Origin of the sequence: Microcoleus sp. S13_B4 (genome assembly GCF_036700885.1) — a bacterium.
GTDB lineage: Bacteria > Cyanobacteriota > Cyanobacteriia > Cyanobacteriales > Microcoleaceae > Microcoleus.
The window spans coordinates 39,116-64,238 of the sequence record NZ_JAUBPU010000015.1; the positions used below are offsets into that span (position 1 = coordinate 39,116).

23 protein-coding genes are annotated in these 25,123 nt (G+C 46.2%); 10 read left to right on the forward strand and 13 right to left on the reverse strand.

What is annotated here, in order from left to right; all coding sequences use genetic code 11:
• Positions 1 to 12 precede the first annotated feature (12 nt).
• The gene (locus QT994_RS11430; RefSeq protein WP_333174525.1) at positions 13 to 1,272 is read right to left on the reverse strand and encodes an esterase-like activity of phytase family protein; all 1,260 of its coding nucleotides are present in this window, start codon (positions 1,270 to 1,272) and stop codon (positions 13 to 15) included.
• 33 nt (positions 1,273 to 1,305) lie between these two features.
• Between QT994_RS11430 and QT994_RS11435 the strand changes: the two genes are divergently transcribed.
• Positions 1,306 to 2,628: a tetratricopeptide repeat protein gene (locus QT994_RS11435; RefSeq protein WP_333174527.1), complete on the forward strand. Its 1,323-nt coding sequence runs from the start codon at positions 1,306 to 1,308 to the stop codon at positions 2,626 to 2,628.
• A 70-nt stretch (positions 2,629 to 2,698) separates the two neighbouring features.
• Here QT994_RS11435 and QT994_RS11440 read toward each other — a convergent pair whose 3' ends face one another.
• Both QT994_RS11440 and QT994_RS11445 read right to left on the reverse strand, forming a co-directional pair.
• Positions 2,699 to 3,220 (reverse strand): GNAT family N-acetyltransferase, encoded by a 522-nt coding sequence (locus QT994_RS11440; RefSeq protein ID WP_333174529.1) that lies wholly within the window; start codon positions 3,218 to 3,220, stop codon positions 2,699 to 2,701.
• An 81-nt stretch (positions 3,221 to 3,301) separates the two neighbouring features.
• Positions 3,302 to 3,883 carry a GNAT family N-acetyltransferase gene (locus QT994_RS11445; RefSeq protein ID WP_333174532.1) on the reverse strand — a complete coding sequence of 194 codons (582 nt, stop codon included), beginning with the start codon at positions 3,881 to 3,883 and terminating at the stop codon, positions 3,302 to 3,304.
• A 152-nt stretch (positions 3,884 to 4,035) separates the two neighbouring features.
• Between QT994_RS11445 and QT994_RS11450 the strand changes: the two genes are divergently transcribed.
• Positions 4,036 to 6,087 carry an ABC transporter ATP-binding protein gene (locus QT994_RS11450; RefSeq protein ID WP_333174534.1) on the forward strand — a complete coding sequence of 684 codons (2,052 nt, stop codon included), beginning with the start codon at positions 4,036 to 4,038 and terminating at the stop codon, positions 6,085 to 6,087.
• A gap of 115 nt (positions 6,088 to 6,202) precedes the next feature.
• On the opposite strand, the gene QT994_RS11455 is transcribed toward QT994_RS11450, so the two are convergent.
• From QT994_RS11455 to QT994_RS11475, 5 genes are all read right to left on the reverse strand, one after another.
• Entirely contained in the window at positions 6,203 to 6,421 is a 219-nt protein-coding gene (locus QT994_RS11455; protein ID WP_172184703.1) for a hypothetical protein, read from the reverse strand.
• Between the two features lie 140 nt (positions 6,422 to 6,561).
• Positions 6,562 to 7,779, reverse strand: coding sequence for a DNA double-strand break repair nuclease NurA (locus QT994_RS11460; protein ID WP_333046950.1), 1,218 nt, complete (start codon positions 7,777 to 7,779; stop codon positions 6,562 to 6,564).
• Positions 7,780 to 8,188: 409 nt separating this feature from the next.
• Positions 8,189 to 8,983 (reverse strand): HAD family hydrolase, encoded by a 795-nt coding sequence (locus QT994_RS11465; protein WP_333174536.1) that lies wholly within the window; start codon positions 8,981 to 8,983, stop codon positions 8,189 to 8,191.
• Positions 8,984 to 9,206: 223 nt separating this feature from the next.
• Positions 9,207 to 9,941 (reverse strand): DUF928 domain-containing protein, encoded by a 735-nt coding sequence (locus QT994_RS11470; protein WP_333174538.1) that lies wholly within the window; start codon positions 9,939 to 9,941, stop codon positions 9,207 to 9,209.
• Positions 9,942 to 10,083: 142 nt separating this feature from the next.
• Positions 10,084 to 10,824, reverse strand: a complete 741-nt coding sequence (locus QT994_RS11475; protein WP_333174540.1) for a DUF928 domain-containing protein — start codon at positions 10,822 to 10,824, stop codon at positions 10,084 to 10,086.
• 336 nt (positions 10,825 to 11,160) lie between these two features.
• Between QT994_RS11475 and QT994_RS11480 the strand changes: the two genes are divergently transcribed.
• The 4 genes from QT994_RS11480 to malQ all read left to right on the forward strand — a co-directional run bounded on the left by QT994_RS11480 (position 11,161) and on the right by malQ (position 16,054).
• On the forward strand, positions 11,161 to 12,948 hold the full coding sequence (locus QT994_RS11480; RefSeq protein WP_333174543.1) for a CHASE2 domain-containing protein: 1,788 nt from the start codon (positions 11,161 to 11,163) through the stop codon (positions 12,946 to 12,948).
• A gap of 74 nt (positions 12,949 to 13,022) precedes the next feature.
• Positions 13,023 to 13,781 carry a MinD/ParA family protein gene (locus QT994_RS11485; protein WP_333046958.1) on the forward strand — a complete coding sequence of 253 codons (759 nt, stop codon included), beginning with the start codon at positions 13,023 to 13,025 and terminating at the stop codon, positions 13,779 to 13,781.
• A 175-nt stretch (positions 13,782 to 13,956) separates the two neighbouring features.
• Positions 13,957 to 14,082, forward strand: a complete 126-nt coding sequence (locus QT994_RS11490) for a photosystem II protein Y (RefSeq protein WP_445243896.1) — start codon at positions 13,957 to 13,959, stop codon at positions 14,080 to 14,082.
• A 463-nt stretch (positions 14,083 to 14,545) separates the two neighbouring features.
• Positions 14,546 to 16,054, forward strand: coding sequence for a 4-alpha-glucanotransferase (malQ, locus tag QT994_RS11495; RefSeq protein WP_333174545.1), 1,509 nt, complete (start codon positions 14,546 to 14,548; stop codon positions 16,052 to 16,054).
• Positions 16,055 to 16,184: 130 nt separating this feature from the next.
• Here the strand turns inward: malQ and QT994_RS11500 are convergent, their stop codons facing one another.
• Positions 16,185 to 17,066 carry a RodZ domain-containing protein gene (locus QT994_RS11500; RefSeq protein ID WP_333174548.1) on the reverse strand — a complete coding sequence of 294 codons (882 nt, stop codon included), beginning with the start codon at positions 17,064 to 17,066 and terminating at the stop codon, positions 16,185 to 16,187.
• Positions 17,063 to 17,857, reverse strand: coding sequence for a pseudouridine synthase (locus tag QT994_RS11505; RefSeq protein WP_333174627.1), 795 nt, complete (start codon positions 17,855 to 17,857; stop codon positions 17,063 to 17,065). The genes QT994_RS11500 and QT994_RS11505 overlap by 4 nt, the downstream gene beginning before the upstream one ends.
• Before the next feature lie 596 nt (positions 17,858 to 18,453).
• On the opposite strand from QT994_RS11505, the gene QT994_RS11510 reads away from it, so the two are divergent.
• Entirely contained in the window at positions 18,454 to 19,245 is a 792-nt protein-coding gene (locus QT994_RS11510; RefSeq protein ID WP_333174551.1) for a DUF2993 domain-containing protein, read from the forward strand.
• Between the two features lie 107 nt (positions 19,246 to 19,352).
• Here the strand turns inward: QT994_RS11510 and QT994_RS11515 are convergent, their stop codons facing one another.
• The 3 genes from QT994_RS11515 to QT994_RS11525 form a co-directional block, all read right to left on the reverse strand.
• Entirely contained in the window at positions 19,353 to 20,270 is a 918-nt protein-coding gene (locus QT994_RS11515; protein WP_333046963.1) for a phosphatidate cytidylyltransferase, read from the reverse strand.
• 269 nt (positions 20,271 to 20,539) lie between these two features.
• On the reverse strand, positions 20,540 to 21,133 hold the full coding sequence (cbiT, locus tag QT994_RS11520) for a precorrin-6Y C5,15-methyltransferase subunit CbiT (protein WP_333046964.1): 594 nt from the start codon (positions 21,131 to 21,133) through the stop codon (positions 20,540 to 20,542).
• A gap of 99 nt (positions 21,134 to 21,232) precedes the next feature.
• Positions 21,233 to 22,795, reverse strand: a complete 1,563-nt coding sequence (locus QT994_RS11525; protein WP_333174553.1) for an aminotransferase class I/II-fold pyridoxal phosphate-dependent enzyme — start codon at positions 22,793 to 22,795, stop codon at positions 21,233 to 21,235.
• 358 nt (positions 22,796 to 23,153) lie between these two features.
• Here QT994_RS11525 and QT994_RS11530 point away from each other — a divergent pair, with 358 nt between their 5' ends.
• From QT994_RS11530 to QT994_RS11540, 3 genes are all read left to right on the forward strand, one after another.
• A complete protein-coding gene (locus tag QT994_RS11530) occupies positions 23,154 to 23,402 on the forward strand; it encodes a gamma-aminobutyric acid A receptor, epsilon-like protein (RefSeq protein WP_333046966.1) in 249 nt (82 codons plus the stop codon).
• Between the two features lie 167 nt (positions 23,403 to 23,569).
• Positions 23,570 to 24,661, forward strand: coding sequence for a redox-regulated ATPase YchF (gene ychF, locus QT994_RS11535; protein WP_333174556.1), 1,092 nt, complete (start codon positions 23,570 to 23,572; stop codon positions 24,659 to 24,661).
• Between the two features lie 21 nt (positions 24,662 to 24,682).
• Complete coding sequence (locus tag QT994_RS11540) at positions 24,683 to 25,048, forward strand: phage holin family protein (RefSeq protein WP_333174558.1); 366 nt, start codon at positions 24,683 to 24,685, stop codon at positions 25,046 to 25,048.
• Positions 25,049 to 25,123: the final 75 nt, after the last annotated feature.

Here is a 25,123-nt window from a genome sequence, read left to right on the forward strand (position 1 = left end):
CGCCCTTCTGACTTAACCTTTGCCTTTCAAACTCAACAAGATAAACTGAGTTTTTTGCGCTTCATCAAAATTGTCATCGCTGACCAAAACTAGACTCTGGCTGCCATCTGGCAAGCGCGGACCGAGGGTCATCCCTTCTAAATTGTACAGCGGAATTCCGAGTTGGCTTAAGTCTAGCAGCAACTTTTTCTTAACTGGTTCGACCGCCACTCGCCCTTTGAAACTCTGGATTCTCGAAGTATCTGTAGCCGCCCCAACCGCTAATTGATAAATCCTAGCGCTATATCCCGACAGCCCAAAAGAACGTTCTAAACTCAGAATCTGACCGCCACCGACAGTTACTAATTCTGTTAAACCGTTCAAAATAGTCATGGGAACTTGGTCGAGATTGTAAAGATTTTCTGAGACTAATTGCGGTGTTTTATCGACGATAATATAATGTAAAAGACGGAGTTTGCTTGCCTGTTCCGGGTCTAAATCTTGCATTAACGGCGCTTCCGTAGCTGCGAACAAACGAAACGGATCTAGACCGTCCGGACTAAAGGTTTCTGGGTCGATGGTTAAAGATTCAAAACCTAAATTGTCCACCACTCCTTGCTGCTGTTTTTCATCGCTGGCATCGGGAATATAGCGCTTTGGTATCGGCAATTTTCCCCGCATTTGCCCTGTTTTGAGGTCAAATTCTCCGAGAAAAGGAGGGATGCCAACATGAGTAACGCCTTCGCTGGCGACAAATACTGAGTTGCGGGGAGAAAGGGCGATGCCTTCGGGATTGATGGAACCCCAAGAGAAGGTTTCACCGTCTGCTTTTTTGAGGGAGGTAACGCCTTCAACGGTAACTTTTTTCAGGCGAATATTTGCCGGATCGCTCGATGTGAGGTCGAGTCGGAGATTGTAAAATCTCGCTTCTCCATTTTCGCTGGGGTCGTCGGAAAGAGCGTAAAAGCGATAAGCTTTGGAAGTGACTGCGCTAATACCTTTGGGGTCGTAGGTAATTCCTGACAAACCGCCGACTGGTACTCCTTCAAAATTGATTTTTGGCAATTGGTACTCGCCCAAAAATTCTAGGGACATTTCTGGAAAAGAGCGGTCTTTTGCAACTGCGGGAGGGGGGGCGCAAGCTGTGCAAACAGTTAAGAGAATGAGGGCTAGACTAAATAAGCGTAAAATGCGATCGCCCAGCGTCTTTAAATGCCCATAATTGCTCAGCACGGTAATTTTTATTTTGTTGCTCTTGTTGAACAGTTTGCTTTTGTGCCATCTTTGTGACATAATTTATACCGTTTTGTAGATATGCAAAACTTGATGTTTCGAGAAGGAATGCCGAATCGCGGCAACCAAATTTTGAGAATGAGAAGTTCTGTACCAATTGGGTGCTTGCTTTTCCTGTGGCTGTGTGCTGGTTCTATTGCTAGCGCCCAAACTAATCCACCAGCCCTCGATCAATTTTCTCCTAATCCTCTAGAAATTACCACACCCGATCCCCTAGCTCCCGCTAACGAATCTTTGAGCAGCACTCAGCGGGACCAACTGACAGCGGCTTTGGAAGAGTTAAACTTAGAAGCAGCGACTAAACTGCAAGCTGGAGACGGCGCCGGTGCTTTTGAAATTTGGTTCCGAGAATTGCGGCTGCGGAGGTATCTGGGCCCGGCGGCGGAAATTGCTGCTTTGAGTCGGGTAGGAAGTGTTGCTTGGAGTAACGGTAAAAACCTCGAACTACAGCTTATTACCAAACGGTTGCAAGCAATTCAAAAACAAGTCAAATCCCAAGTACCACTTAATACTGAGTTGCTCCCCGCCTTCGCTGCGGCTTTTCAGCAGGTGCGCGCTAAAGGCCCGACTGTAGAAGTTTACCAAGAAATTCTCGAAAATGCGCGCCAAAACCAAGATATATTGGCTCAAGGTCAGATTTTGAAGGCGATCGGGCTAATTCACATCAATTGGTTGAGTTACGATAAAGCGGCTCCCGTGTATGAGGAATTGGCAACTTTAATTCAGGAAAACCGCGCTTTATTTGCTGCGAATTCTGCTGTGCCAACTTCTGCTGTAGTTGCGGGAAACGGCGCGCCGCCGCAGCCTGTAACTCCTCCAACTGAGGTAGATACTCTGAGACAATTAGCCTACGTTTACCAGCAGTCGAAACAACCGCTAAAGGCGATCGCAGCCAGGGAAAAACTAGCATCAGTGTATGTCAACCTGCAAAACCCGAGCGCCATACCACCGCTCAAAATTGCGATCGCCAGTGATTACCAAACCATAGGTCAAATCAATTTAGCCGCTCAATACTATCAGGAAGCCTACAATTTAGCCGTCCCCATTCAACAGTATGCCCAAGCTAGCGAAGCTTTGGATAAATTAGCTTTACTTTATCGATCGCAAAAGCAATGGGAGCAGACTTTGCGGATTTATCAAATGCAGTTGTTGTTAGAAGAGCGGGCTTACAATTTCTACGGATTGATGAACGCTTATGACAAGATCGGTCAAGTTTATCAGGAGATGAAGGCTTACGATAAAGCTTTGGAATCCTATCAAAAAGGGTTGGACGTGGCTAAAAAGTTGGGACACAGACAAGAGTATTTTGCTAAGAAAATTCAAAAAGTTAACAAGCAATTGCAAAGGACTTCGTAGTTGTCAGCAGGCAATAATGCAAATTTGCTATGCGAGTAATTTAAATCCAGTAAGGTGCGCTTAGCGCACCCTACAAAGCTACTTTTGACTGGTAATTTTCTCGCGATATAGAATAATATACTACATCTGTTTCGTAGTAATGAGCATTTTTTTCATATTTCATGCCAACTTTCTGTATCACCCGCTGGGAGGCGATATTTTCTGGGCGGGCAATCGCAACTATTCTCTCCAAGTTTAATATTTGAAATCCATAGTTTAGACTAGCAATAGATGCTTTAGTCGCCAATCCTTGATTCCAATAAACTTTGTCGAGGGTATAGCCTAGCTCAACTTCCGGTGTCTGATCCAGAAAACCCAGTCCGCAGCGACCAATCATTTTACGGTCTATTTTATGTACTACAGCCCACATTCCGAAGTTGTTTTCTTCCCAACGTTCGAGCATGGTATGAATGGCGATTTCTGTTGCTTCTCTAGTTCTAACTCCTGCGAGGTATTTCATTATTTCCGGATCGCTGTAGATGCGATACAGATCGTCTAAGTCGTCTGGCGTAAATTGTCTCAGATACAATCGGGCTGTCTCTATTTCTTGCATGATTAATATAATTTCTACTACTAGATTATGAGACCAGTTTTGATAAGTCTTGCTACAAACATTTTGGTTGGATTTCCTTCCTCAACTCAACTCAACTACTTTTGACTGGTAGATTTTTCGCGAGATTGAATAATATACTCGATCGGAATAGTCGAGGTTATGCTGGTATCTCCTCCCCACTTTTTCCATTACCCGCCGCGAGGATCTGTTTTCGGTATGTGCAACAGATCCAATTTTTTCTAGTTTCAATACTTCAAATCCATACTTGAGGCTAGCCACTGCAACTTCCGATGCTAAACCTTTCCCCCAATACGCTTTTGCTAACACGTAACCGACTTCTAATTCAGGTGTTTTGCCTAAAAAGCGAAGCCCCCCATCGCCGATCAAGTGGTTATTTTCTTTATAGACAACAGCCAACAAACCGAAAGCGTTTTTTTCCCAATCTGCGATTATTTGAAATAAATCTGCTGCTGTTTCTTCTCTATTTCTGACGCCTTCGTTCAGATACTTCATCACTTCTGAATCGCTGTAGATGCGGTACAGCTCATCTAAGTCGTCTGGTGTAAATTGTCTCAGATACAATCGGGCTGTCTCTATCTCTTGCATGATAAATATAACTTCTACCAGTACATTATAATACCAGTTTTGTCGGTCTACAAACATTTTGGTTGGGTTTCGTTCCTCAACCCAACCTGCTGTTACAAGGAAACACTCTTTGTGAAACAGGCATCTTGCCTGTTACTGATAGTAGTGCCAAATATTCATTTTATTTGTTACAATTATTAACTAGATATATTGTACAGTTTTTGCCATCAATGACCATTTCCTCACCAGTAGCAGACACCAAAAACAAATCCGGCCAGGAAACAGACTGGCGGTTATTCATGAGGTTGGCATCTTACGCAACCCGCAGCAAACGCTTGCTGATTATTTCGATCGCACTATTAGTCCCACTAGCAGTCTCAGGAGCAATTCAACCCATTCTCATCGGACAGGCAATTTCGGTAATTCGCTCGGAACCTACCTACGAATTCTTGCGGGGAGTGCCTCTATCTGCTGCATTGAATATTTTGGCTATTTTGCTCATGCTAACTATAACACTTAGATTAGCACTGCAATCAGTTCAAGGCTATTTAGTCACAAAAGTAGGGCAAATAATTACTACAGATATTAGGAATGATTTGTTCGCCCACGTCACATCGCTAGCAGTGAGATTTTTCGATCGCACTCCTGTCGGTAAATTGATGACTCGCCTCACCAGCGATGTAGAAGCTTTGGGAGAGGTTTTTTCTTCAGGGGCGATCGGAATTGTCAGCGATTTATTTTCAATTTTAGTAATTGCCATTTTCATGTTTACCATGCAGTGGCAACTAGCTTTAATGTTGGTGCTGATGATGATACCAATTACCGCAGTCATAATTTATTTCCAGTACCAATATCGCATCGCAAATTACACTACAAGAGAAGAACTTTCCGATCTCAACGCACAACTGCAAGAAAACCTGACGGGTATTGGTGTAGTGCAGCTATTCCGCCGCGAAAGATTCAACTCTGAATTGTTTCGTGTCACCAATAAACGCTACATTAAAGCAGTTGACAAAACTATATTTTACGACTCAGCCGTATCTGCGACATTAGAATGGATTGCTTTAGTAGCGATAGGAGCAGTTTTGTGGATGGGTGGTCAAAGGGTTTTAGCCGGTAATCTTAACTTCGGTACTCTGTCTGCATTCATTTTATTTGCTCAGCGTCTCTTCGATCCGCTGCGGCAATTTGCAGAGAAATTTACCGCCATTCAAGCAGGATTTACCGCCGTCGAACGGATTAGCGATATCCTCAACGAACCGATCGAAATTAAAGATCCAACTAGCGGGAAGAAGGAAGAGGGAAGAGAAAAGAAGGAAGAAGGAAAAGGCAAGAGGCAAGAAGGAAGAAGGGCAGGTTATTCACCGTTGTTGATAACTGGACATCCAGAGGCAACGGCTTACAACTTGTCTCCGTTCGATGGAGGATTAGCAGATAATCATCAAAATCCAGCAAGTTCAGAATATCGTTTATTGCCTAACAATTCCCAATCACCCCCCGCCATCCCCCCCAAGCTTCGGGGGGGAGAAAATGCCAAATCGCAGAATTCTGAATCGGGAGAAATCCAATTTGACAACGTGTGGTTTGCTTACAAAGAAGACGAATATGTGCTGCAAAACCTCAATTTCACCATCAAATCCGGCGAAAAAGTAGCATTAGTCGGCCCCACCGGTGCGGGCAAAAGTTCGATTATCCGTCTTCTCTGCCGCCTTTACGAGCCGACGCGAGGACGAATTCTGGTTAATCATGTCGATATTCGGGATTTGCCTCAAGCAGAGTTGCGGAGGCACATAGGCGTAATTATCCAAGATGGCTTTCTATTTGCTGGTGACGTGAAGAGCAATATCAGCCTGGGAGAAAGTTACTCGATTGAGGAAATTCAAGCAGCAGCAGAAAAGACAAATGTTGCCCGTTTAATCGAACAGTTACCTCAAGGTTACGACACGCAATTGCGGGAACGGGGAACGAATCTTTCCGGGGGACAAAAGCAATTATTAGCCTTTGCTCGCGCCGCTATTCGCAATCCCAGTATTTTAGTGCTCGACGAGGCCACTGCTAGTTTGGATGTGGGGACGGAAGCTTTAATTCAAGAAGCTCTAGAGCGTTTGATGGCGGATAGAACGGCGATAATTATTGCCCACAGGCTCTCGACTATCCGAAATGTCGATCGTATTTTAGTGCTCAAACGCGGGCAGTTAGTAGAATCTGGCAGCCACGAAGAATTGTTGCAGCAAGAAGGGTTGTATGCCAGTTTGTACAAGCTCCAAATGCTGGGAAGCTAATATCTGAAGGAAGAAGGAAGAGGCAAGAAGGAAGAAGGAAAATTCTCGGAATCCCCAGATACCCGGCTTCTAAAAGAAGTCGGGTATTTAAAAGAATCAAAAATCAAAAATCGGATCACTTGCCCGAAATCATTTTCCCCAGGGTTTCCGGCAAGTGAATTATATGTTGGAAAAGCTGGTTGGGCCCGATGCCAAACAATAATTGCATCGCCAGCACAATTGCTGCTAAAGCAATCGCTGTCCCGATGCTGGCTTTCAACACTTTAAACGCCCAATTAAAGACTAGCCACGATACAAGTAAAGAAGCAATTAAGATAATTAGTTCTATTGGCATATAACATTTTTAACTCTATTTAAACTCTACATAAATTACGTCTCAATACCAAATAAACCTGGTTTTTTATCGGTTTTAAAGTCAATTTCAGTATTTCCGTAAAAAACCAGGTTTATGCGTCCAGGACTCTACTTATTACTTTAAGCAATACTGCCGCGCTTCCGTGTTTCCTTATAAGAAATTCCCACATTTTTCAAACCAGCTTTAATCATTTGCTGCTCTAACAAAGCGAAAAAGCGACTTCGATCGCCCCCCGTGACTACCGCTTGATTGTGAGCTTCTGCTAGTGTCACCGGATAGCCGCCGCCTTTGTGTACTTGAGCCAGCATCATTCCTAATGCTAAATCTAGCTGTGCTGTATCTTGTGCTACCCATTCCGGCACTTCTATTCTAGCAATTTCTGTGCCAACGTGAACGTAACAGAAATAGACGGAATTAAGACCGTACAAATCTAAAATTCGAGCTTGGGATTTCCACAAAGGGCTTCTTTGTCCCGGTGACAGAATTGTTGCCCACAAGATGGCATCCCGCAGAGGTTCAAATTCTTGACAAGGTGCTTTATCGGCGAAAGAAATTGTGGCGGCAAATCCGACGTTCGGGCAATTTGTCATGCAGTCTGGTACTTCGTGGGTGCAAGCTTCAAACCGTAAAAAAGATAAACTTTCGCTGCTGCGAGAAGCGCTTAAGTATCCTAACAGCGGAATTCCTGCTAAACGCAACTTGTCCCAAGCTTCTAAAATTGGCAGCAAAATTTGATCGCGAGCTTCGCTGGGTAACTGTTCCAAAAACCAATAAATCAGGGAACCATCTACCATTGCTAAAGCTGGCGCGGGCAATTTATTGTCGTTAACTTTTGCCCAATTGCAGCCCATTTCTGCTAAGGCAATTGCTTCGGAAACTGCCCGCCGGTATCCCATCCATTCTTCGGTTCTAATTCCCCACTGCCGCGAACCGTACAAGTCTTCGGGTTTGTAGAAAACTTCGGGCACGCTGTCTAAAACTGGGTGGCGGCTTTGTCCGTAGTGCAGCATGACTGTGCCGACATTTAGCAGGTAGCAGTAGGCTATTTCGTGATGGTTGGGGGAAATTTGCGAGCCGTCTGTGGCGAAGACTGTGTGAGCTGCGGGGGGTGCGGTGATGTAGGTGCGATCGTCCAAGGGCTCGATCGGCGTGGCAGCATTGAATAAAGTGCGATCGCGCCAATTCTCTTGCAATTCCACCAATTTTTCCTGTTCGCCTGCCGCCTTGACCAGCAAATTCTGAGCCACTTCCAAACGTTGGCGAGCCGCGTGAGCTTCCACATTCAAATGTTGGCTCATTCCCTGCATTGCCTTGGCTGCTTTAGTTAAATCGAGCATTGGTTTTAAGTCTCAATATTAGAAAGCTTTCAAGCTGAGAAATTATCAAAATACTTTTCAATTTTTTGGTGCCGAAGCTTGGTTTTTTGTCATACAGGCGGTTTGATCGACTAAAACACTTCGTGCGCGCCCCCATAAATAGTAAAATAACTTGGTTTTTGAGGTCAAGATTACCTGCAATAGTCTATGAAAAAAAACATTTTTTTTGTCGATAGGCTTGCTTTTTTGAGGAGTCTCTGTTATATTTAACTTATAATGGGATGGTGATCAAAATAATATTTTTACCAGAATCCCATTATATTAAAATACCATGTCTGCGCCGCAAAAGTCAACAAAAAAGATGTAAAATTTTGTGATTTTTTTTGACTTTAAAAAGCGAAAAAAATCACAAGTGTAAACAAATCTAACATCAACATTCGAGCGGCAGCCAGTCGGCAAAATCTCCGGCAAACTGCGACAGAGAAAGCAATTGAACTGGTGGATTTTGAGCCACAGATTCCCGTTCTGGCAAAGTATTGTAACCCCAATCAGCCAAAAATAACCTCACCTGAGATAAATCCGGCTGCTGCTTCACCGACAGCAAAGTTTTTAACCGATCTTCGACAAACCAAATAGTCGAATCTTTGCCAGACGCTGCCAAAAATTCCCGCAAAATTTGGTGTTTCGGCTTGTTGTATTCCTTGCCAAAAATAAACTCCGAGGGCATTTGTACGCCTGCTATATGCAAAAGTTCTCGCACAAAACGGCCTTCCTTTGTAGTGACGATCGCCACTTTCACCGAACTCTTCTGCAAAGAGTGCAGGCGATCGGCTACCCCTGGATAAAATCGGTGCAAAGACAGCCACCCAGATAAATCATCAGCAATCCAATTATCGCGCAATCCGTCTAACATAGCACCGACAGACTGCGCTTTCAAATTATTTTCAGTCAATAAATGCGGTACAATATTGGGCCATTCTAGCAAAATTTGCTCTGGGGAAATTCCTGTCAGTAGTGCGCGGATCAGCAGCGGCATTTCCCAACCGGTTTCGATGGCGGGGCGCACTCGGTAAAAACTCAAAGCTAAATCTGGATCTGGCACTGTTTCGACTGGTTTCCAGATTTGACAGTAGGTACGCCAAGCGGTTTGGAAATATTCGATTAGTCCGTCACAAATCACACCGTCAAAATCAAGAGCCAGAATTGTCGGAAAGTTATTAGCCATCAATCGATTTTAGATTTTAGATTTTGGATTGAAGAATTGCAGAATTTGAGAATTGAACAAAGCGATATCACTGATGAATCCGGGGACTTGTTATCGGATACTATTTTTTGGTGGTGCCAGGATAAAGACGGGGACTTGTACCCTGGCTGCTTTCGGTCACTGGATTGAAGAATTGAAGAATTGACTATACAAACACTCAGGAATGATTGGTCAAGAATGGTTATTAAAAAGACTGAACTAGCGGTTGATCGGCGATCGATTCTAGTCCTTGGGACTGCAACAAGTGTGTCCACTCGGTCGTCAGCCGCGAATCATCGGGTGCGACGCGCCGCATTTCGGCGAGAGTAGCAAGAGTCTCGTACCAAATTCCATTTTTAGCATAAGCAATCACCTTAGCCATAGGGTCGGGATTTGCCAAATCCTTCTTGAGATTTGCCTGGGGTTCAATTCGCTGCATCCATCCTTTAACAATATAATCTCCAGAACGCTCCAGAGGATCGCAGGCTAGTGCAAACGACCACACATATCGCTTACCAACCTCAATATTTTTGGTCTGGTCTTTCTCAGAAAGGCTAACTCCAACAATTCCGGCTTTGTCATTTTTTAAAGTAGTTTCGTAAACTACTTCGGATTCATCTGCGTTTAGCAAAATAAACTCTACTTGAGCCGCCGGTTGAGAAACATATACAAAAAATGTTGGCGACTCTGTTACCGTTAAGCCAATATTGCTTTCCGGTATTAAGGGAGTAATGAATAAACCATCCCGTAACTTACAGCCTCGATGCGTCCCCCCTTGCCTGTTGTCGGGGGCTGTTACATCGGGAGGTTTGAAATTAACATTCTGACTCAGCAGAATGGGTGCAGGCACGGCCTGCATCGGTGTAAACAAACTGGGGAGAGTAAGGGCGATCGCCAATACAGTCATCGCCAGTGCAGTAAAATGTATAAAACGTTTCATTTTTCCACCAACTTGTAGAAATATTTATAGAGCGCATCTCTAAATGTTAACCTGGAGTTTTAACCCCAGGCGCGATCGGGTAAATTTGTCAATTTTTACATCGCCATCGGAACACCGACAAAACTTCAAGAAATACCGAGATTTAAAGAGGCCCAACCAGCGGTTGAGCTGCAACTGATTCCAGTCCTTGGGACTGCAATAATTGCGTCCACTTGGCTGTCAGCCTCGCATCCCCCGGTGTCTGACGCCGCATTTGGGCTAAAGTAGCGAGAGTTTCGTACCAAATCCCATTTTGAGCATAAACGTTGAGCCTAGTCATGGGGTCGGGATTTGCCAAATCCCTCTTGAGAGTTGCCTGCGGTTCAATTCGCTGCAGGAACCCTTTAACAACTAAATCAGCCGATCGGTCTTGTGGGTCGCAAACCATCGAAAACGACCATACGTATCGCTTGCCAACTTCAAGGGATTTGTTGTTGTCCACGGTAGCAGGAATACTAACTCCAACAATCCCGGATTTGTCAAGTTTAAAGGTTTTTTCGTAGACCACTTTGTCCTCCTTTTCGTTGAGCAAAGTAAACTCAATTTCCGGCGAGGTCTTAGGAATATAGACAAAAATTGTGGGAGAATCTGTTAGGGTTAAACCGATATTACTTGGAGGCACTAAAGGAGTAATAGATAAACCCGCTGGACAAAGCTTGTTGCCGCGATGTGTCCCTCCTTGTCGGTTGCCGGGGGCTGTTACGTCGGGAGGCTTGAAATTAACATTTTGACTCAGCAGAAGCTGCTGGGATTGTGCGCGCATCGGTGCAAGTGAACTGGGTACAGTAGCTGCGATCGCAGCTACGGCGACCGCAAGTGTAGCCCGATGTAGAAAACGTTTCATTTTGTTGTACCTTTCACTATAATTCCAAACACAGGTATTCGCTAATGGCGACAAATATTTTTGAGCTGCTAGTCGAGGGCGCAGATACACAATTTAAACCTTGACATATCATCAATAACATTAATTAATTCGAGCGGCAAGTGGATTCTCTGTTGGAAAAATCAGGTTGCCTAGGCCGCAAGTATCATTGGATACAGTTGCTCACCACGTAGTGTAAATTTTTGTAACAAAGTGGTCGGAGTTTCCGAGTGTTCTAAGATGGAGGAAGTCTCCAGCAGGCGGGAAATGTGAAACAACTGCTGTTCCAGAAACAAGTCAAACTTATATGCTGGGATAATGAGTAAAATATCTAAAAAAATTCGATCGGCAGCGACTCAATTGAGTCAAATGTATAAACCATCACTAGCATTTGCTAGGTCTGTATTAATTGCCAGCGCGGCAGTAACATTATCCTTGATGGGAACTCGACAGCTAGGAATACTCGAACCAATAGAATTAAGCGCTTACGATCAAATGCTGAGGTGGCGTGCTGACGAAAAGCCAGACTCGCGCTTGCTAGTTGTAGGGATTACCGAAGCAGACATTCAGAAACTCAAACAGTGGCCGATATCCGATCGCAAAATAGCTGAAATCTTACAAAAACTAGAAAAAATGCAGCCAGCAGTAATCGGTTTAGATGTACTGCGAGACGTACCTTTAGGAGACGGGCGCGAGGAATTAACCAAAATTTTACAAAAAAACGATCGCATTATCGGGGTATGTTTAGTCACCGACGGCAGCCCGGACAATCCCGGTTCTCCGCCTGCGCCGGGGCTGCCCGAAAAGCGGGTGGGATTTGCAGATTTCGGAGTCGATGCGGGTGGCATACTCCGCAGGGCTTTATTATTTATGAAACCGCCGACAATTGAGGGCAACTCCTCGGTAGACAAACATCTTTGCAATGACAACTCTCAAGTTTTATATTCCTTCAACCTGCAGCTAGCACTCCGCTACCTGCAAAGGCAAAAAATCTCTCCTCAACTGGCACCCGATCAATCTTTATGGCTGGGGAAAACCCCATTAAAACAACTAGAAAGTAATGACGGAGGATACAACAATGCTGATGCCAGGGGATATCAAATATTAATTAACTATCGTTCCCGGCTGCAAGTCGCAAACCAAGTCAGAATTACGGATGTTTTAGAAGGGAAAGTTGACCCCAATTTAGTTAAAGATAAAATAGTTCTCATCGGTTATACCACAGAAACCGTTAAAGATTTTTTTTATACTCCTTACAGTGGGCGACAACAAAAAAATCAATTCATGCCGGGGATCGTGGCACACGCACAAGTAGTCAGCCAAATTTTGAGTACAGTTTTAGACAACAGACCGATGTTTTGGTTTTGGCCGGAATGGGCAGAAATCTTGTGGATTTCGGCATGGTCAATTGTGGGAGGAACCGTGGCATCGCGGATGGCTCACCCAGCGCAGTTGGCGCTGACATTCGCAGCCATGCTTTGCGGGTGCTGCGCGATCGGGTTTGGCATTTTTCTGTTAGGAGGGTGGGTGCCTGTGGCCGCGCCAGCCTTAGCATTAATCCTAACGGGCGGCAGCATTGTATCAGCAGAGAGATTTAATAAAGCCGGATACGCCAAAGCAATTAGCGATCGAGTAAAACAAGTCTTCAAAATCGAAATAGACCAAGCCAAAAAAGAACAGCAAGTCGCAGAAATTACAGAATCTGATTTCTTTAAAGAATTGCAGCAAAAGAAAGATAAACTGAGGATTAGCAAAAAAGAAACCTCTGAAAAAGCACCTTCCGATCCCCAAGAAATAACTGCTGATGCCGCAGAGCTTCCCCAGGCAGAAAGTCAGACACACGACTACTTAACTCAGTTGCAGGAAAAAGCCAAGCAGATGCAGCAGCGCGCCTCCGTGACTGAATCCGAAAGCAGCTCACAAACGGGTGCGATCGATGCCCGCGGCGGTGCTAGTTCAGCCGAAACCAAACCGGATGACGAGTTCAGCGATTTGCAAGCCAAAGCCAAACAGATGCGGCAGCGCAGGGGCGCACAAAAGAGCATAAAAGATGAAAAAATTGATAGTTTAACTGACAAGGAGGATTTGGGGGGAAAGGAAGAATGACAGACTACTCGACTGCATCGAGAATTGCATCATAATTATTGATTCTCGCCGTTTCTTACCCTCATACGCAGATCATGTCCAAAATCATCTCTGTCCACTCTTACCGGGGCGGAACTGGCAAATCGAACACGACAGCAAACCTCGCAGCTATTATCGCTCGTGGCGGAAATCGAGTCGCCATTGTGGACACCGACATTCAATCACCGGGGATTCACGTGCTGTTCGGTTTCAGCGAGAGCAACATGGATCACTGCCTGAACGATTACCTGTGGGGGCGATGTCCGATCGCGGATACGGCCTACAATGTGAGTTCGCTGCTGCCAAAATTAGCCAGTAACGGCAACCTCTACCTGATTCCTTCGAGCATTAAAGCAGGGGAGATAGCGCGAGTTTTGCGGGAAGGCTACGATGTGGGACTGCTTACCGACGGCTTTCAAGAACTGATCGAGGTTTTGAACTTAGACTACCTATTTATAGACACGCACCCGGGGCTCAACGAAGAAACCCTCCTCAGCATCACCATTTCCGACATCCTGCTGCTGATTCTACGTCCGGATCAGCAAGATTTTCAGGGAACGGCTGTCACGGTAGATGTGGCCCGCAAACTAGAAGTTCCCAAGATTTTGATGACGATCAATAAAGCCCCAGAATCCCTGGATTTCGAGGATTTGAAGCAGCAAGTAGAGAGTATTTACAACATCCCAGTGGCTGGGGTGCTGCCCCACAGCGACAAGATGATGCTGCTCGGCAGCAAGGGGGTGTTTGCGCTGCACTTCCCTAATGACCCTCTAACTAAGGTCGTGGAAGGGATTGCGAAACAGATTGTGGGATAATTGGTGCAGCGAATGCCGATCGCCCGCCCAGGAGTTTCGCTTTCGATCTCAATTCCTGCGGAGCCATGTCCTCCTGCGTATCCGGAATATTTGGTTAAAGAGTCAGGAGAACAGCGACAAAATGAGATACAAATAGATTATGAGAATTTGTTAAAAAACTTTAGGAGGAGAACCCATGGATATTGACTTCCGCATACTAATAGTATTGATGCCCGTATTGTTGGCGGGCGGCTGGGCTGCGTACAACGTCGGCGCTATAGCTCTCAAACAAGTGCAGAAATTGTTGAACAAGCAAGCTTAAACTCAGCCTCTTTTCAGGTACTTCCGCAGCCGACTGTTTTTTGAGATACAAAACAGTCGGCTGATTTGTGCATTGGCTCTGCTTAAGTGATGGCTGATTGTGGGCGGGCCATTTACGACCGCAGAGAGATGGAGCGAAAGCAAAAAAAAAGTTACATTTAAAAATTAAGCAGAAACTGGGTACGCTCAAGCAAAATACTTTGTTGCAGCAAACGAGCCTGGGTAAAAAAACTTAGTTGCGAAAGCGAGGCGATCACATAACTTCGGATTTAAATGTTTTCCTCTCTACTCAGGAGTTGTGAGTAGAGTCCTCTAAAAATATTTGGCAAGCACGTTTTCGCAGAAAATATGAGACAATCACAAAAGTATTTGCCCTGACAATCGCCCTAAAAACTGCGAAGTTTAAGTTGTAGGGAATATCGGTCAAATTGTCAATGTTTAATTCCTATATCTTTAGATAGATTATGCTTTTTCCCCGATCGAGCGGCATTTTACTCCACCCCACCTCCTTTCCCAGTCGATTTGGCATGGGAGACATGGGAATAGAAGCATATCGCTTTATTGACTTTTTAGTAGAGAGCGACCAACAATACTGGCAGGTATTGCCGCTGGGGCCGACAGGATACGGCAATTCTCCTTATTCGTGCTATTCAGCAATGGCGGGAAATCCGCTGCTGATCAACCCAGAACTGCTGCGGGACGACCAATTGCTCGCCGATGAAGACTTCGCTAATTTACCAGAATTTCCGCTCGATTATGTAGACTTCGAGCGGGCAATCGCCCTGAAAGTGCCTTTGCTCAAAAAAGCTTGCGAAAACTTCAAAGCCAAAGCATCCCCGATCCAGCAAAAAGAATTCTCAGGTTTTTGCGAAAGCAAAAAGAATTGGCTGGAAGATTACGCCTTATTTATGGCACTCAAAGATCACTTTGGCGGTGTTAGCTGGAACAATTGGGAACCCGAAATTGCCCGTCGAGAACCAGAGTCCCTAGAGAAGTGGCGCCAGCAGCTAAATGCTGAGATTTATTACTACAAATACGTCCAGTTTGAGTTTTTTCAGCAGTGGACGGAGTTGAAAAGCTATGCTAATATGCGGGACATTAAAATTATTGGCGATATTCCGATTTATGTAGCTCACGACAGCGCGGATGTATGGTCTCATCCAGAAATATTTTGCTTGGATGAAGCTACCGGAGAAGCAGCTTTAATGGCCGGAGTTCCCCCAGATTACTTTAGCAATACAGGCCAATTGTGGGGCAACCCAGTCTACAATTGGGAGAAGTTGCAAGCCAATAATTTTGAGTGGTGGGTGCAGCGTTTTGAAGCGATTTTCTCTTATGTAGACGTGACTCGGATCGACCACTTTCGAGGATTTGAGGCTTACTGGGCGGTGAAGCGCGGGCAAGAAACTGCTATGTACGGGGAGTGGATTAAAGCGCCGGGAACAGCTTTGTTGGATGTAATTAATGAGAAGTTTGGCAACTTGCCGATTATCGCTGAGGATTTAGGGGTAATTACTCCAGAAGTGGAAGCTTTGCGCGATCGGTTCGAGTTTCCGGGAATGAAGATTTTGCAGTTTGCTTTCGGCGCTGGACCCGACGATCCTTTTTGGCCTTTCAATTACGCTCCCAACTGCGTAGTCTACACCGGCACTCACGACAACGACACGACTGTCGGATGGTTCAATCAACTGCAAGACTACCAAAGAGATGAAGTTTATCGTTATTTGGGCTGCATCGATCCCCAAGGAATTCACTGGTCTTTAATCCGCATGGGTTGGATGTCGGTAGCTAATTTGGCAATTGTGCCGTATCAAGACTTGTTGGGTTTGGATACAGACGCGCGGATGAATTTTCCTGGGAAAGCAGAGGGAAATTGGGGGTGGCGGTATCGGCCTGAAGCTTTGAATTGGGAAGTGCGCGATCGCCTCAAAACTATGACTTACATCTCCAGGCGCGCTCCCAATAAAAATTGATCGTCGCCAAGGGGTAATGGGTAATGGGTAAGGAGTTTATAAAGACGGACATTCTAATTAAAAGCTGTGGACTGCCAGCCCTTACCTCTTCCCTATTACCCATTAACAATTAACAATTACCAATTAACACTTACCCTTGATTCTTAGGCGGTGCTGAAGGCTGGAGTTCGTTTGCTTTAAAAACAACTTCTTTGGCGACTCCAGGATCTCCGAGTGGTTCGGCTTGTCCGTTATTAACAGCAACCATTACTCCACCGGCGTTACCTGCTACCACTACCAATTGCTTTTGAGCCCCCCAGGTGCGAACAGTCCCGGTCGGCAAAGTTCCCTCAAACTCTGTTTTACCATCGACTTCAACCTGCATCCACGATTCTGCTTTAAAAGTGACGCTAACCATCACTGGTTTATTGCCAGATTTATTTAAATTTTGACCGGTTCTTACTGCTTCGACAGCTTCGTAACTATCCGGTTTCTGATTTTGTGAGGCTCTCGATGCGTCAGCAGCTAAACGAGCTTGTTCTTGCTGCCCAAGCGCTAGTTCTTCGGCTCCCGCACCGTTTTTTGCGGTAACAGAACCGCTCATCAACTGAGATAAGACATTGACTGAACAGATAATTAGAAATGTGTAAAAGAGGTAGAGGTGCATCGGCCGCAACTGAGGCCCATCTTGCCAGGATAGCTTGGTTCTCGATCGGGGCGGCGGTTCGATCGGGAAAAATTCGGCAAACTGAGTTCCGTCCAAACCCATTGCTTCAGCGTAGCGCTTGATCAAACCCTGAGTGTAGACGGGTTCGGGAAGTTGGTCTAGTTCACCGTCCTCGATGGCTTGCAGCAGATTCCGCCGAATCATTGTTACCACGGCTACTTTGTCCAAACAAATAGACTGCTGTTCGCGGTACTGACGGAGTTGATTTCCAATTTCCGCTAGCTTCTGCTGAGCTGTTTCTGGCTCTTGAGAGTGCCGTTTCTGCTTAGTGGTTTTGAAGAATAAAAACAATAAATTCTTTGTCATATGCTGTGCTCCTGGGAATTTACTGGCACGCTTATTGATGTTAGGTTGACTAGATTCCATAAATAAATAATTTCCGCATCTTCTAGGGGTCGGCAGCCGCCTGGTGGCAATATTGGGGCACCGGGGCGCTGCAATTGAATCGGGCCAATGGCTGTGCGGTGCAGGCGCACCACGGGATATCCCAACAGCTCGGCTGTTCGCCGAATCTGTCGGTTTCTGCCTTCTGATAGAATGACTTCTAACAGAGTTTCGTCTCGCGCGCGATCGAGAACTCTAACTTTCGCGGGCAAGGTCTTTCTGCCTGACAAGACAATGCCGTGACGCCACGCTTGTAGTATGGGTTCCGGGGGATCGCCGAGCACCCAAACCTGATAAGTTTTGGCGATCGAGTGACGCGGATGGGTCAAACAAAATGTCAGCTTACCATCATTGGTGAGCAAGAGGGCGCCGGTGGAATCTGCATCTAAGCGTCCTACGGGGTGGATGCCTTGACCCGATCGCAATTTGGGCGGCAGCAGGTCGAGAACTGTCGATCGGGCTCTGGGATCGCTGCAAGTAGAAACTACGCCTGCCGGTTTGTTGAGCAACATATAGATCTCTGCCGGTCGATCCGTTGGTTTCACCGGGACTCCATCGACTTGGATGAGATCGCGCTCCGGATTCGCTTTTTGTCCTAAACGAACAATATTGCCATTAACTCGGACTCGTCCAGCTACAATCATCTGTTCTGCAAGACGGCGAGAGGCAATGCCCCACTGGGCGAGGATTTTTTGCAGCCTTTCATCAGACATGACGGGAGTGTGGAAACCCCCTACTCGCGAGCGGTGGGGGAGGAAACACGACATGGTTAATTGCTTAACCTTACTACTAAGGCTCAATTCCTGGTTGGGAATAAATTATAATGCTGACCAATCATTACAGCACGCCCGACCTGATGCAGATTGTCCTGATGGCATGACCCTGAATGTTGTGCAAAAACTACGAGGAAAAGACTCGCGGTAGGCACAGGCTTGCACCGTTGCTGTGCGGCTGTTTTGAGAGGTGTGGGTTTGACCTGACCCTAAACCAACACTACCATAAATCCCGTACTGCTGGTTAAATTTATACGCTCGAACGCGAATTTTTCCTCGGGATGGCACAAGTCGCGAACTAAGGAGAGATCCCGAGGGGAAAAGGATGAGAATTTTTCTGCTTCTGGCATTGCTGATTCGAGATGTCTGCTTGCTTCTTTCATTAATCGGACTTGAGTTCATCAACCCGGTTTATACGGAAAATCACAGGTTGACGGCGGTATATCTGGGCAGAAACCGGGTTTTTGAGGCCGAATGTGCAAGTTCTAGTTAAATTTCTGTGCTTGAATATTAAGGTTTATATTCTGAAATTGTTTATGACTGTCGATCAAAACTCTCTTCAATTTGACAATAGAGATGCCGCTGCTGGCTCTGGTGGGACTGTTAATCTCGGCGAGGAGCCGGGGAGACCTTCGCCGAGTCAAGGCAGCCGGATCGCGAGCGCAGTGCTGTCGCCGGCGGTGCAGTTGTGGCTGCGATCGCAAGTTCAGCAAGTGGACGAGTTGAAGGTAAAAATTGAGGGGAGCGATCGACAAATCTTCAGCGGTGCGATCCCCAAAGTCACGGCCGCCGCTCGCGGTGCTGTGTATAAAGGACTACACCTAACTCAAGTTGCCATAGAGGGCTGTGGCATTCGCATCAACCTCGGTCAAGCTCTCAAAGGCAAACCCCTGCGCCTCCTGGAATCGGTTCCCGTGACAGGCGTTTTGAGGCTTAGCCAAGCGGATTTGAATGCGTCGCTGAAAGCGCCTTTGCTTGGCTTAGCTTTGAGCGAATTTTTGCTGCCTATGCTGCCACTAACAGATAGGGAACAGTCGCTGAAGTTGCAAAATTCGCAGATTGCTATTGAGGCGGGTTTGTTGACGCTTTCGGCGACAATTTTGCGCGCTGGCGGCAGGCAAATTCCTTTGGTATTGCGGACTGGTTTGCGGATAGCCAGCGGTCGCGAATTGATGTTTGAATCACCAGAAATCGAAATGGATGGAGAATTAAAGAGCAGTGATTTCAATGGTTTTAAAATTGATTTTGGGCCGGAAGTTGAGATTGAGGAGTTAATTTTGAGTCCGGGGGAGATTGTTTGTCGGGGCGGAATTAGAGTTTTGCCTTAGTTCGTTAACAGTTGACTTTAATCTGGTTCCTCGGTAGATCCTGGGAATACATACCCAATGCCCAATTCCCCATGCCCAATTCCCAATTCCCCATGCCCAATTCCCAATTACCGATTAATTAAAAAAGAGTCGATCGCAGGCAAAAATAAAGTCACAAAATAGTAGACTAAGGGCGCGGTAAAAACATAACTGTCGGTGCGATCGAGAATGCCGCCGTGACCGGGGATCAACTGTCCGGAATCCTTAACCCCGGCGTCTCGTTTCATCATCGACTCAGTTAAATCTCCCAACAAGCTAGCAACGCCAATCAACAGACCAAAAGCAGCCCCAGTATAGGGCCACCCCGGCCAGTGTAAATACCAAGACCCAGCGACTGCCACGGCGATGCTGCCACAAACTCCAAATACGGCACCTTCAACGGTTTTTTTGGGGCTGATGTGGGACAGGCTAGTGCGGCCGAAGAATTTGCCGACAAAATAAGCCCCAATGTCCGCGGCCCAGATGCAGAGGAAAGCCAGCAGTAGCGAAGTCAATCCTAAAGATATGCTGCTGGAATTTGTCCAAGACGGGGACGGGTAAATGTTAACCGGCAAATTGCTTGCTACTGCTTGCGAAAGGTGGGTTGTAGCAAGATTGGCTGGGTCGAGGCCGACTCGCAGCCGTATCCAATAGCTGGGCAAATAACCGCCGTAGAACAATCCTAAAACTGAAGCGGCAATATCGGCGATCGTCGATAACTTCGGTTGGAACAGCAAGTAGAAACAGATGAAGGTTCCAGCTAGTGGAAACATCGCATCTACGAGTTGCGGTGCAAGGGCCGCGGTAATTAGCAGAACTTGACTGACAACTAAGGTAGTTTTGGCAGCGGGTGCAATGCCTTTAGCCCTGGCTAATTGAAAATATTCCAATTGACCTAGGTAGACGATGATCCCGAAGCCGACGGTGAAGTACCATCCGCCCATAATAATCATTCCCAAAGCAAGGGCGATCGCAACTATTCCACTGAGGATACGAGACCAAGGCATAAAATGAATTTCTCTTGCAGACGGCGGCGGATCATTCGATTTTAGATTTTAGATTTTAGATTTTGGATTTTTATAGAGCACGAGTCGATCTCTTGCACTGTTAACCCCCATCCCCCATCGGTCATCCAAAATCTCAAGTCAGGCGGTCAATCCAGCGATGGTCGCCCTTATTCTAAGTATGAAGGTTAAGTGAACTTAAAAAAGATTAAGAATTACAGAATTAATCGGTGTATCCATGTCAAACTTCGTGTCGTGCCTTCTTCTTCCTTCTAATCCAGCTTTTCGCCGCTGAGAATAAATATGGGATTGACGGCGGCAAAGGTTTGACTGAGGCCGCGAGTCTCCAAGCGGTTGACGGCGGACTGGACTACTTCGATGTTGCGGACTTGCAACTCGGCGAACCCTTCGGAAAGGGCGTAAAGATTCTCTAAATTCGAGGCTGTGGCCACAACTCTACCGTGGGGTGGCAAGTACCGCCAGACTTCTTGGAGAATCGCTTTAATGGGGCGACCTCCTTCGATGCAGACTCGGTGGGGGGGTTGGGGCAGGTTTTCCAGGCATTCCGGGGCACTGCCTTCTATGACTTCTACGTTGTTGAGCTCGAATCGATCGCAATTTCTGCGAATCAAGCTTGCTACTTCTTCGTCCCTTTCGACGGCGATAATCCGACCTTTGGGACACAGCAAACCTGTTTCTACGGCGATCGTACCAGTACCTGCACCGATGTCCCACACGACTGAATCTGCTTGCAGCCGCAGGTGGGAGATTAACAGCAGTCGGACTTCTCGCTTACTCATGGGAATTCCCGGTAAACGTTCAAATAAGTCATCCGGGATGCCTGGAGTGACGTAGGGCCAAAGCATAGTTATATTTTTGATTTTTGATTTTTGATTGAAGCAAGACGGCAGTTGGAACTCGTGGAAGAAGTAGAAATTCTTCCAATTTCCCCCAAGCCTTAATATTTACTGTCGCACAACCTTGAGAGTTTGGAGGTTTCTATCGCTACAACCTGTGATTTTGCCGCCGGCGGCAAGGATTTGTTGCAGGTAGTCAACGGCTGCTGGGGTAATGATTTCACCGGGCATCAAGACTGGTATTCCTGGGGGATAGGGACAGATGAGCTCGGCGCTGAGTCGATCGACTGCTTTGTCTGCGGGTACTGTTTCCGCTGGGAAAAAGAATGCCTCGCGGGGGGAAAGGAGAGGGGGAGAGGGGGAGAGTGGGAGAGTGGGAGATTGGGCAAATCTTCCATCGGACATCGGACTTCTTCTCTCGGACTTCTTCTTTCTTCCTTCTTCCTTCTTGCTGACATCCGTTACATCCGTTACAGAATCCGTTGCCGAACTTTCTTCTTCCTTCTTCCTTCTTCCTTCTAAAAAAGTACAAGCTTTAACTAAATTGTCAATATCTAATTCTGTATTTCCCAAGCTGATAATAAATGTTAAATGTCGGGGCATGGGAAGCTCTGCGGTAACGCCGAGTTGAGAGTGCAGAACTTCATCGGCGGCAAATCCTGTAATTCCTAAATCGGATACTTTTACTGTTAGCCGGGTGCGGTCTAATGCTGCAAAACCCGGAGTATTTAACGGTTCTAAAACTGATAAGCCGGGAATTAGACTGATGCGCGATCGCGCTTTTTCTGCTAGCAGTAAAGTTTTGGTCATTAACTGTTCGCCGTGGAGTGCGATTTGTTGGCGGGCTGCGTCTAGAGATGCTAATAGTATGTAACTCGGACTGGTAGATTGTACTAACTGTAATGCTCTATTTAATTTTTGGATATCTATGCGATCGCCCTTGACGTGCAGCATCGATGCTTGTGTCATTGCACCGAGGGTTTTGTGGATTGATTGTACTGTTAAATCGGCGCCGGCTGATAGTGCCGGTTCTGGCAAGTTTGGATGAAAGTTAAAGTGCGCGCCGTGAGCTTCGTCTACTAATAACGGTATGTTGTATTGATGGGTAATTTGGGCGATCGCCCGCAAATCCCCGCAGACGCCGTGATAGGTTGGGTAAACTATCATTACTGCTTTAGCGTCGGGATTTTGTTCTAATGCTGCGGCTGTAGATTCTGGGGTGATGCTGTTGGCAATATCCCAATCCGAGTTGTACTCTGGATTGACAAAAATTGGAATTGCACCGGATAAAATTAAACCAGAAATTGCCGAGGAGTGGATATTTCGAGGTAGGATAATTTTATCTCCTGGGCCGCAAGTTGCTAAGATGGCGGCGATAATTCCGCAAGTCGAACCGTTTGCCAAAAACCGAGTTGATTTTGCTCCAAATGCTTCGGCGGCTAAGTCTTGAGCTTCGGCAATGGCACCTTCTGGGTTAAAGAGATTGTCTAACTCCGGCAATTCGGGCAAATCCGATCTAAATACTGTTGCACCGAATAAGTCAATTAGCGGTTGAGAGATTCCTTGTCCGCCTTTGTGTCCGGGGGCGTAGAATGGGGCGTGCGGATGATTTGTGCGATCGCGCAAGGCATCTAATAGAGGCGTTTGTTGTTGAGAGTTTGCTGGTGACATGATTAATCTTGATTGCTGTATTTGATATCTAAGTAGAGCGCTATGAAAAAACCCTAATGTCTTGTAGGGGCGAGTTGAGCCAGTATCTTTACTCTCAGACAGTTTATTGCTTTATTCACGCGCCCTCCCCATGTAATGTTTATTTGTAACCACCTACTTAGCTTAACGCCAAAGGCATAATTTTAGGCAGACGTAATAGTTAATTATAGCTATTTAGATAGATGTGTTTGCAGCTATCTTGAGTTTAAAATTATGAGATAAAACAATACCACAACTCAGTTATTTTTGTTTTAAAATATAGTGAGAAGTGGCGACAAAATGTTTTTGGAACATCTCTCTTAGCGAGCAAAAAACTAACATGATTTTTCCCAACCCTAGTCCGTTTCCAGGCCCGCAGATTCCCAGTACCGAACCGGGACTGCCGACTATACCCGCATCGCCACCAGTGCCTGGTCCCGTACCCGAACCAATTCCCGGCCTTGTACCGGAACCGGTACCTGCGCCAATTCCGCAGCCAATGCCCGAACCGGTGCCGGAAACTGTACCCTCTCCGATTCCTCAGACAGTGCCCGAACCTATTCCTCAGACAATCCCTGAACCTGTGTAAATTATGTAGGACTTACGCACATCTTCCCGGTTGTGGCGAAAAATCTGGGGTTTGGCTAGGAGATATTCGCACAGAAACTGGGTTTCTCACGCCGCGTCCGTAAGTCCTCTCCGATATATTGGTGATACTTATGATATTTTGAAACAGTGATATGTTTCTAAATAGCTATGCTTACTGCCGGAATTGTCGGACTGCCTAATGTTGGCAAATCTACTTTGTTTAATGCTCTGGTTGCTAATGCCAAGGCGACTGCTGCTAATTTTCCTTTCTGTACGATCGAGCCAAATACGGGTATCGTGGCAGTGCCAGACGAACGGTTGAAGGTGCTGAGCAATATTTCCAATTCCGTGCAAACTGTGCCGACGCGGATGGAATTTGTGGATATTGCGGGTTTGGTGAAGGGGGCGAGTCAGGGGGAAGGACTGGGAAATCAGTTTTTGTCTCACATCCGGGCCGTAGATGCGATCGTCCACGTTGTCCGCTGTTTTGAAAATGACGATATCATTCACGTTGCGGGTTCTGTCGATCCGATCCGAGATATTGACATTATCAATCTCGAATTAATTCTAGCAGATTTAGCTCAAATTGAACGCCGGCTCGATCGTACTCGCAAACAAGCCCGCAACAACAAGGAAGCTCAGGCAGAAGTGGACGTTCTCGAAAAATTAGTCGCTGTTTTGAATGCGGGGAAACCGGCGCGGCAGTACAATTTCACTGATGAGGAAGCTGAATTAGTTAAAGGTTTAGAATTACTCACCAACAAGCCAATTATCTATGCTGCTAACGTGTCTGATGACGATTTAGCAACGGGAAATAGCTATGTCGAACAAGTGCGGGAAGTAGCAGAAGCAGAAAATGCTAAAGTTGTCATAGTTTCGGCGCAAGTAGAGTCAGAATTGGTGGAGTTATCCGAGGAAGAACGAACGGATTTCCTAGAATCTCTGGGGGTAAAAGAAGGGGGATTGAAATCTCTGATTCGAGCTACTTACGAATTATTGGGTTTGCGGACTTATTTTACTAGCGGGCCGAAAGAAACTCGCGCTTGGACAATTATCGCCGGAATGTTAGCACCACAAGCTGCGGGGGTGATTCACTCTGATTTTGAACGGGGTTTCATCCGGGCCGAAACTGTAGCTTATGAAGATTTGGTGGCTACAGGCGCGATGAATGCGGCTAAGGAAAAAGGTTTAGTTCGCAGTGAAGGAAAAGAGTATGTTGTACAAGAGGGGGATGTGCTGTTGTTCCGATTTAATGTTTAGCTTTTTTAAGGAGATAAACACATGGATATCGTTTCGCTGGCAATTGCTTGGCTGGTAACTTCGGTGAGCTTTTTCATTATTTCCAAGTTACCCATCGGGGTGGACATTGACACTTTTGGAAAAGCGATGATTTCGGCTGCGGTTTTTGGATTGCTGAATGCTTTGGTGCGACCGCTTTTTGTGGTTTTGGGTTTTCCATTGATGTTGGTAACTTTTGGTTTGTGGATAATTGTTATCAACGCTGTTATCTTTGGATTGGCGGCTTGGCTAGTGGATGGATTTCGCTTGCGGTGGGGAATTTGGAGTGCTTTGCTGGGGGCTATCGCCCTCGGTTTTATTAACTCTCTTCTTTATCAGGTGTTGAGTACGCTGCCTCGTGTAAGGTAGATCCGGGTAATGCGAGGGGCGGAAGGAAGGGGCGGGTTTATTCATCCTGTTAGTTATCGCAAATATTTCAGGTGA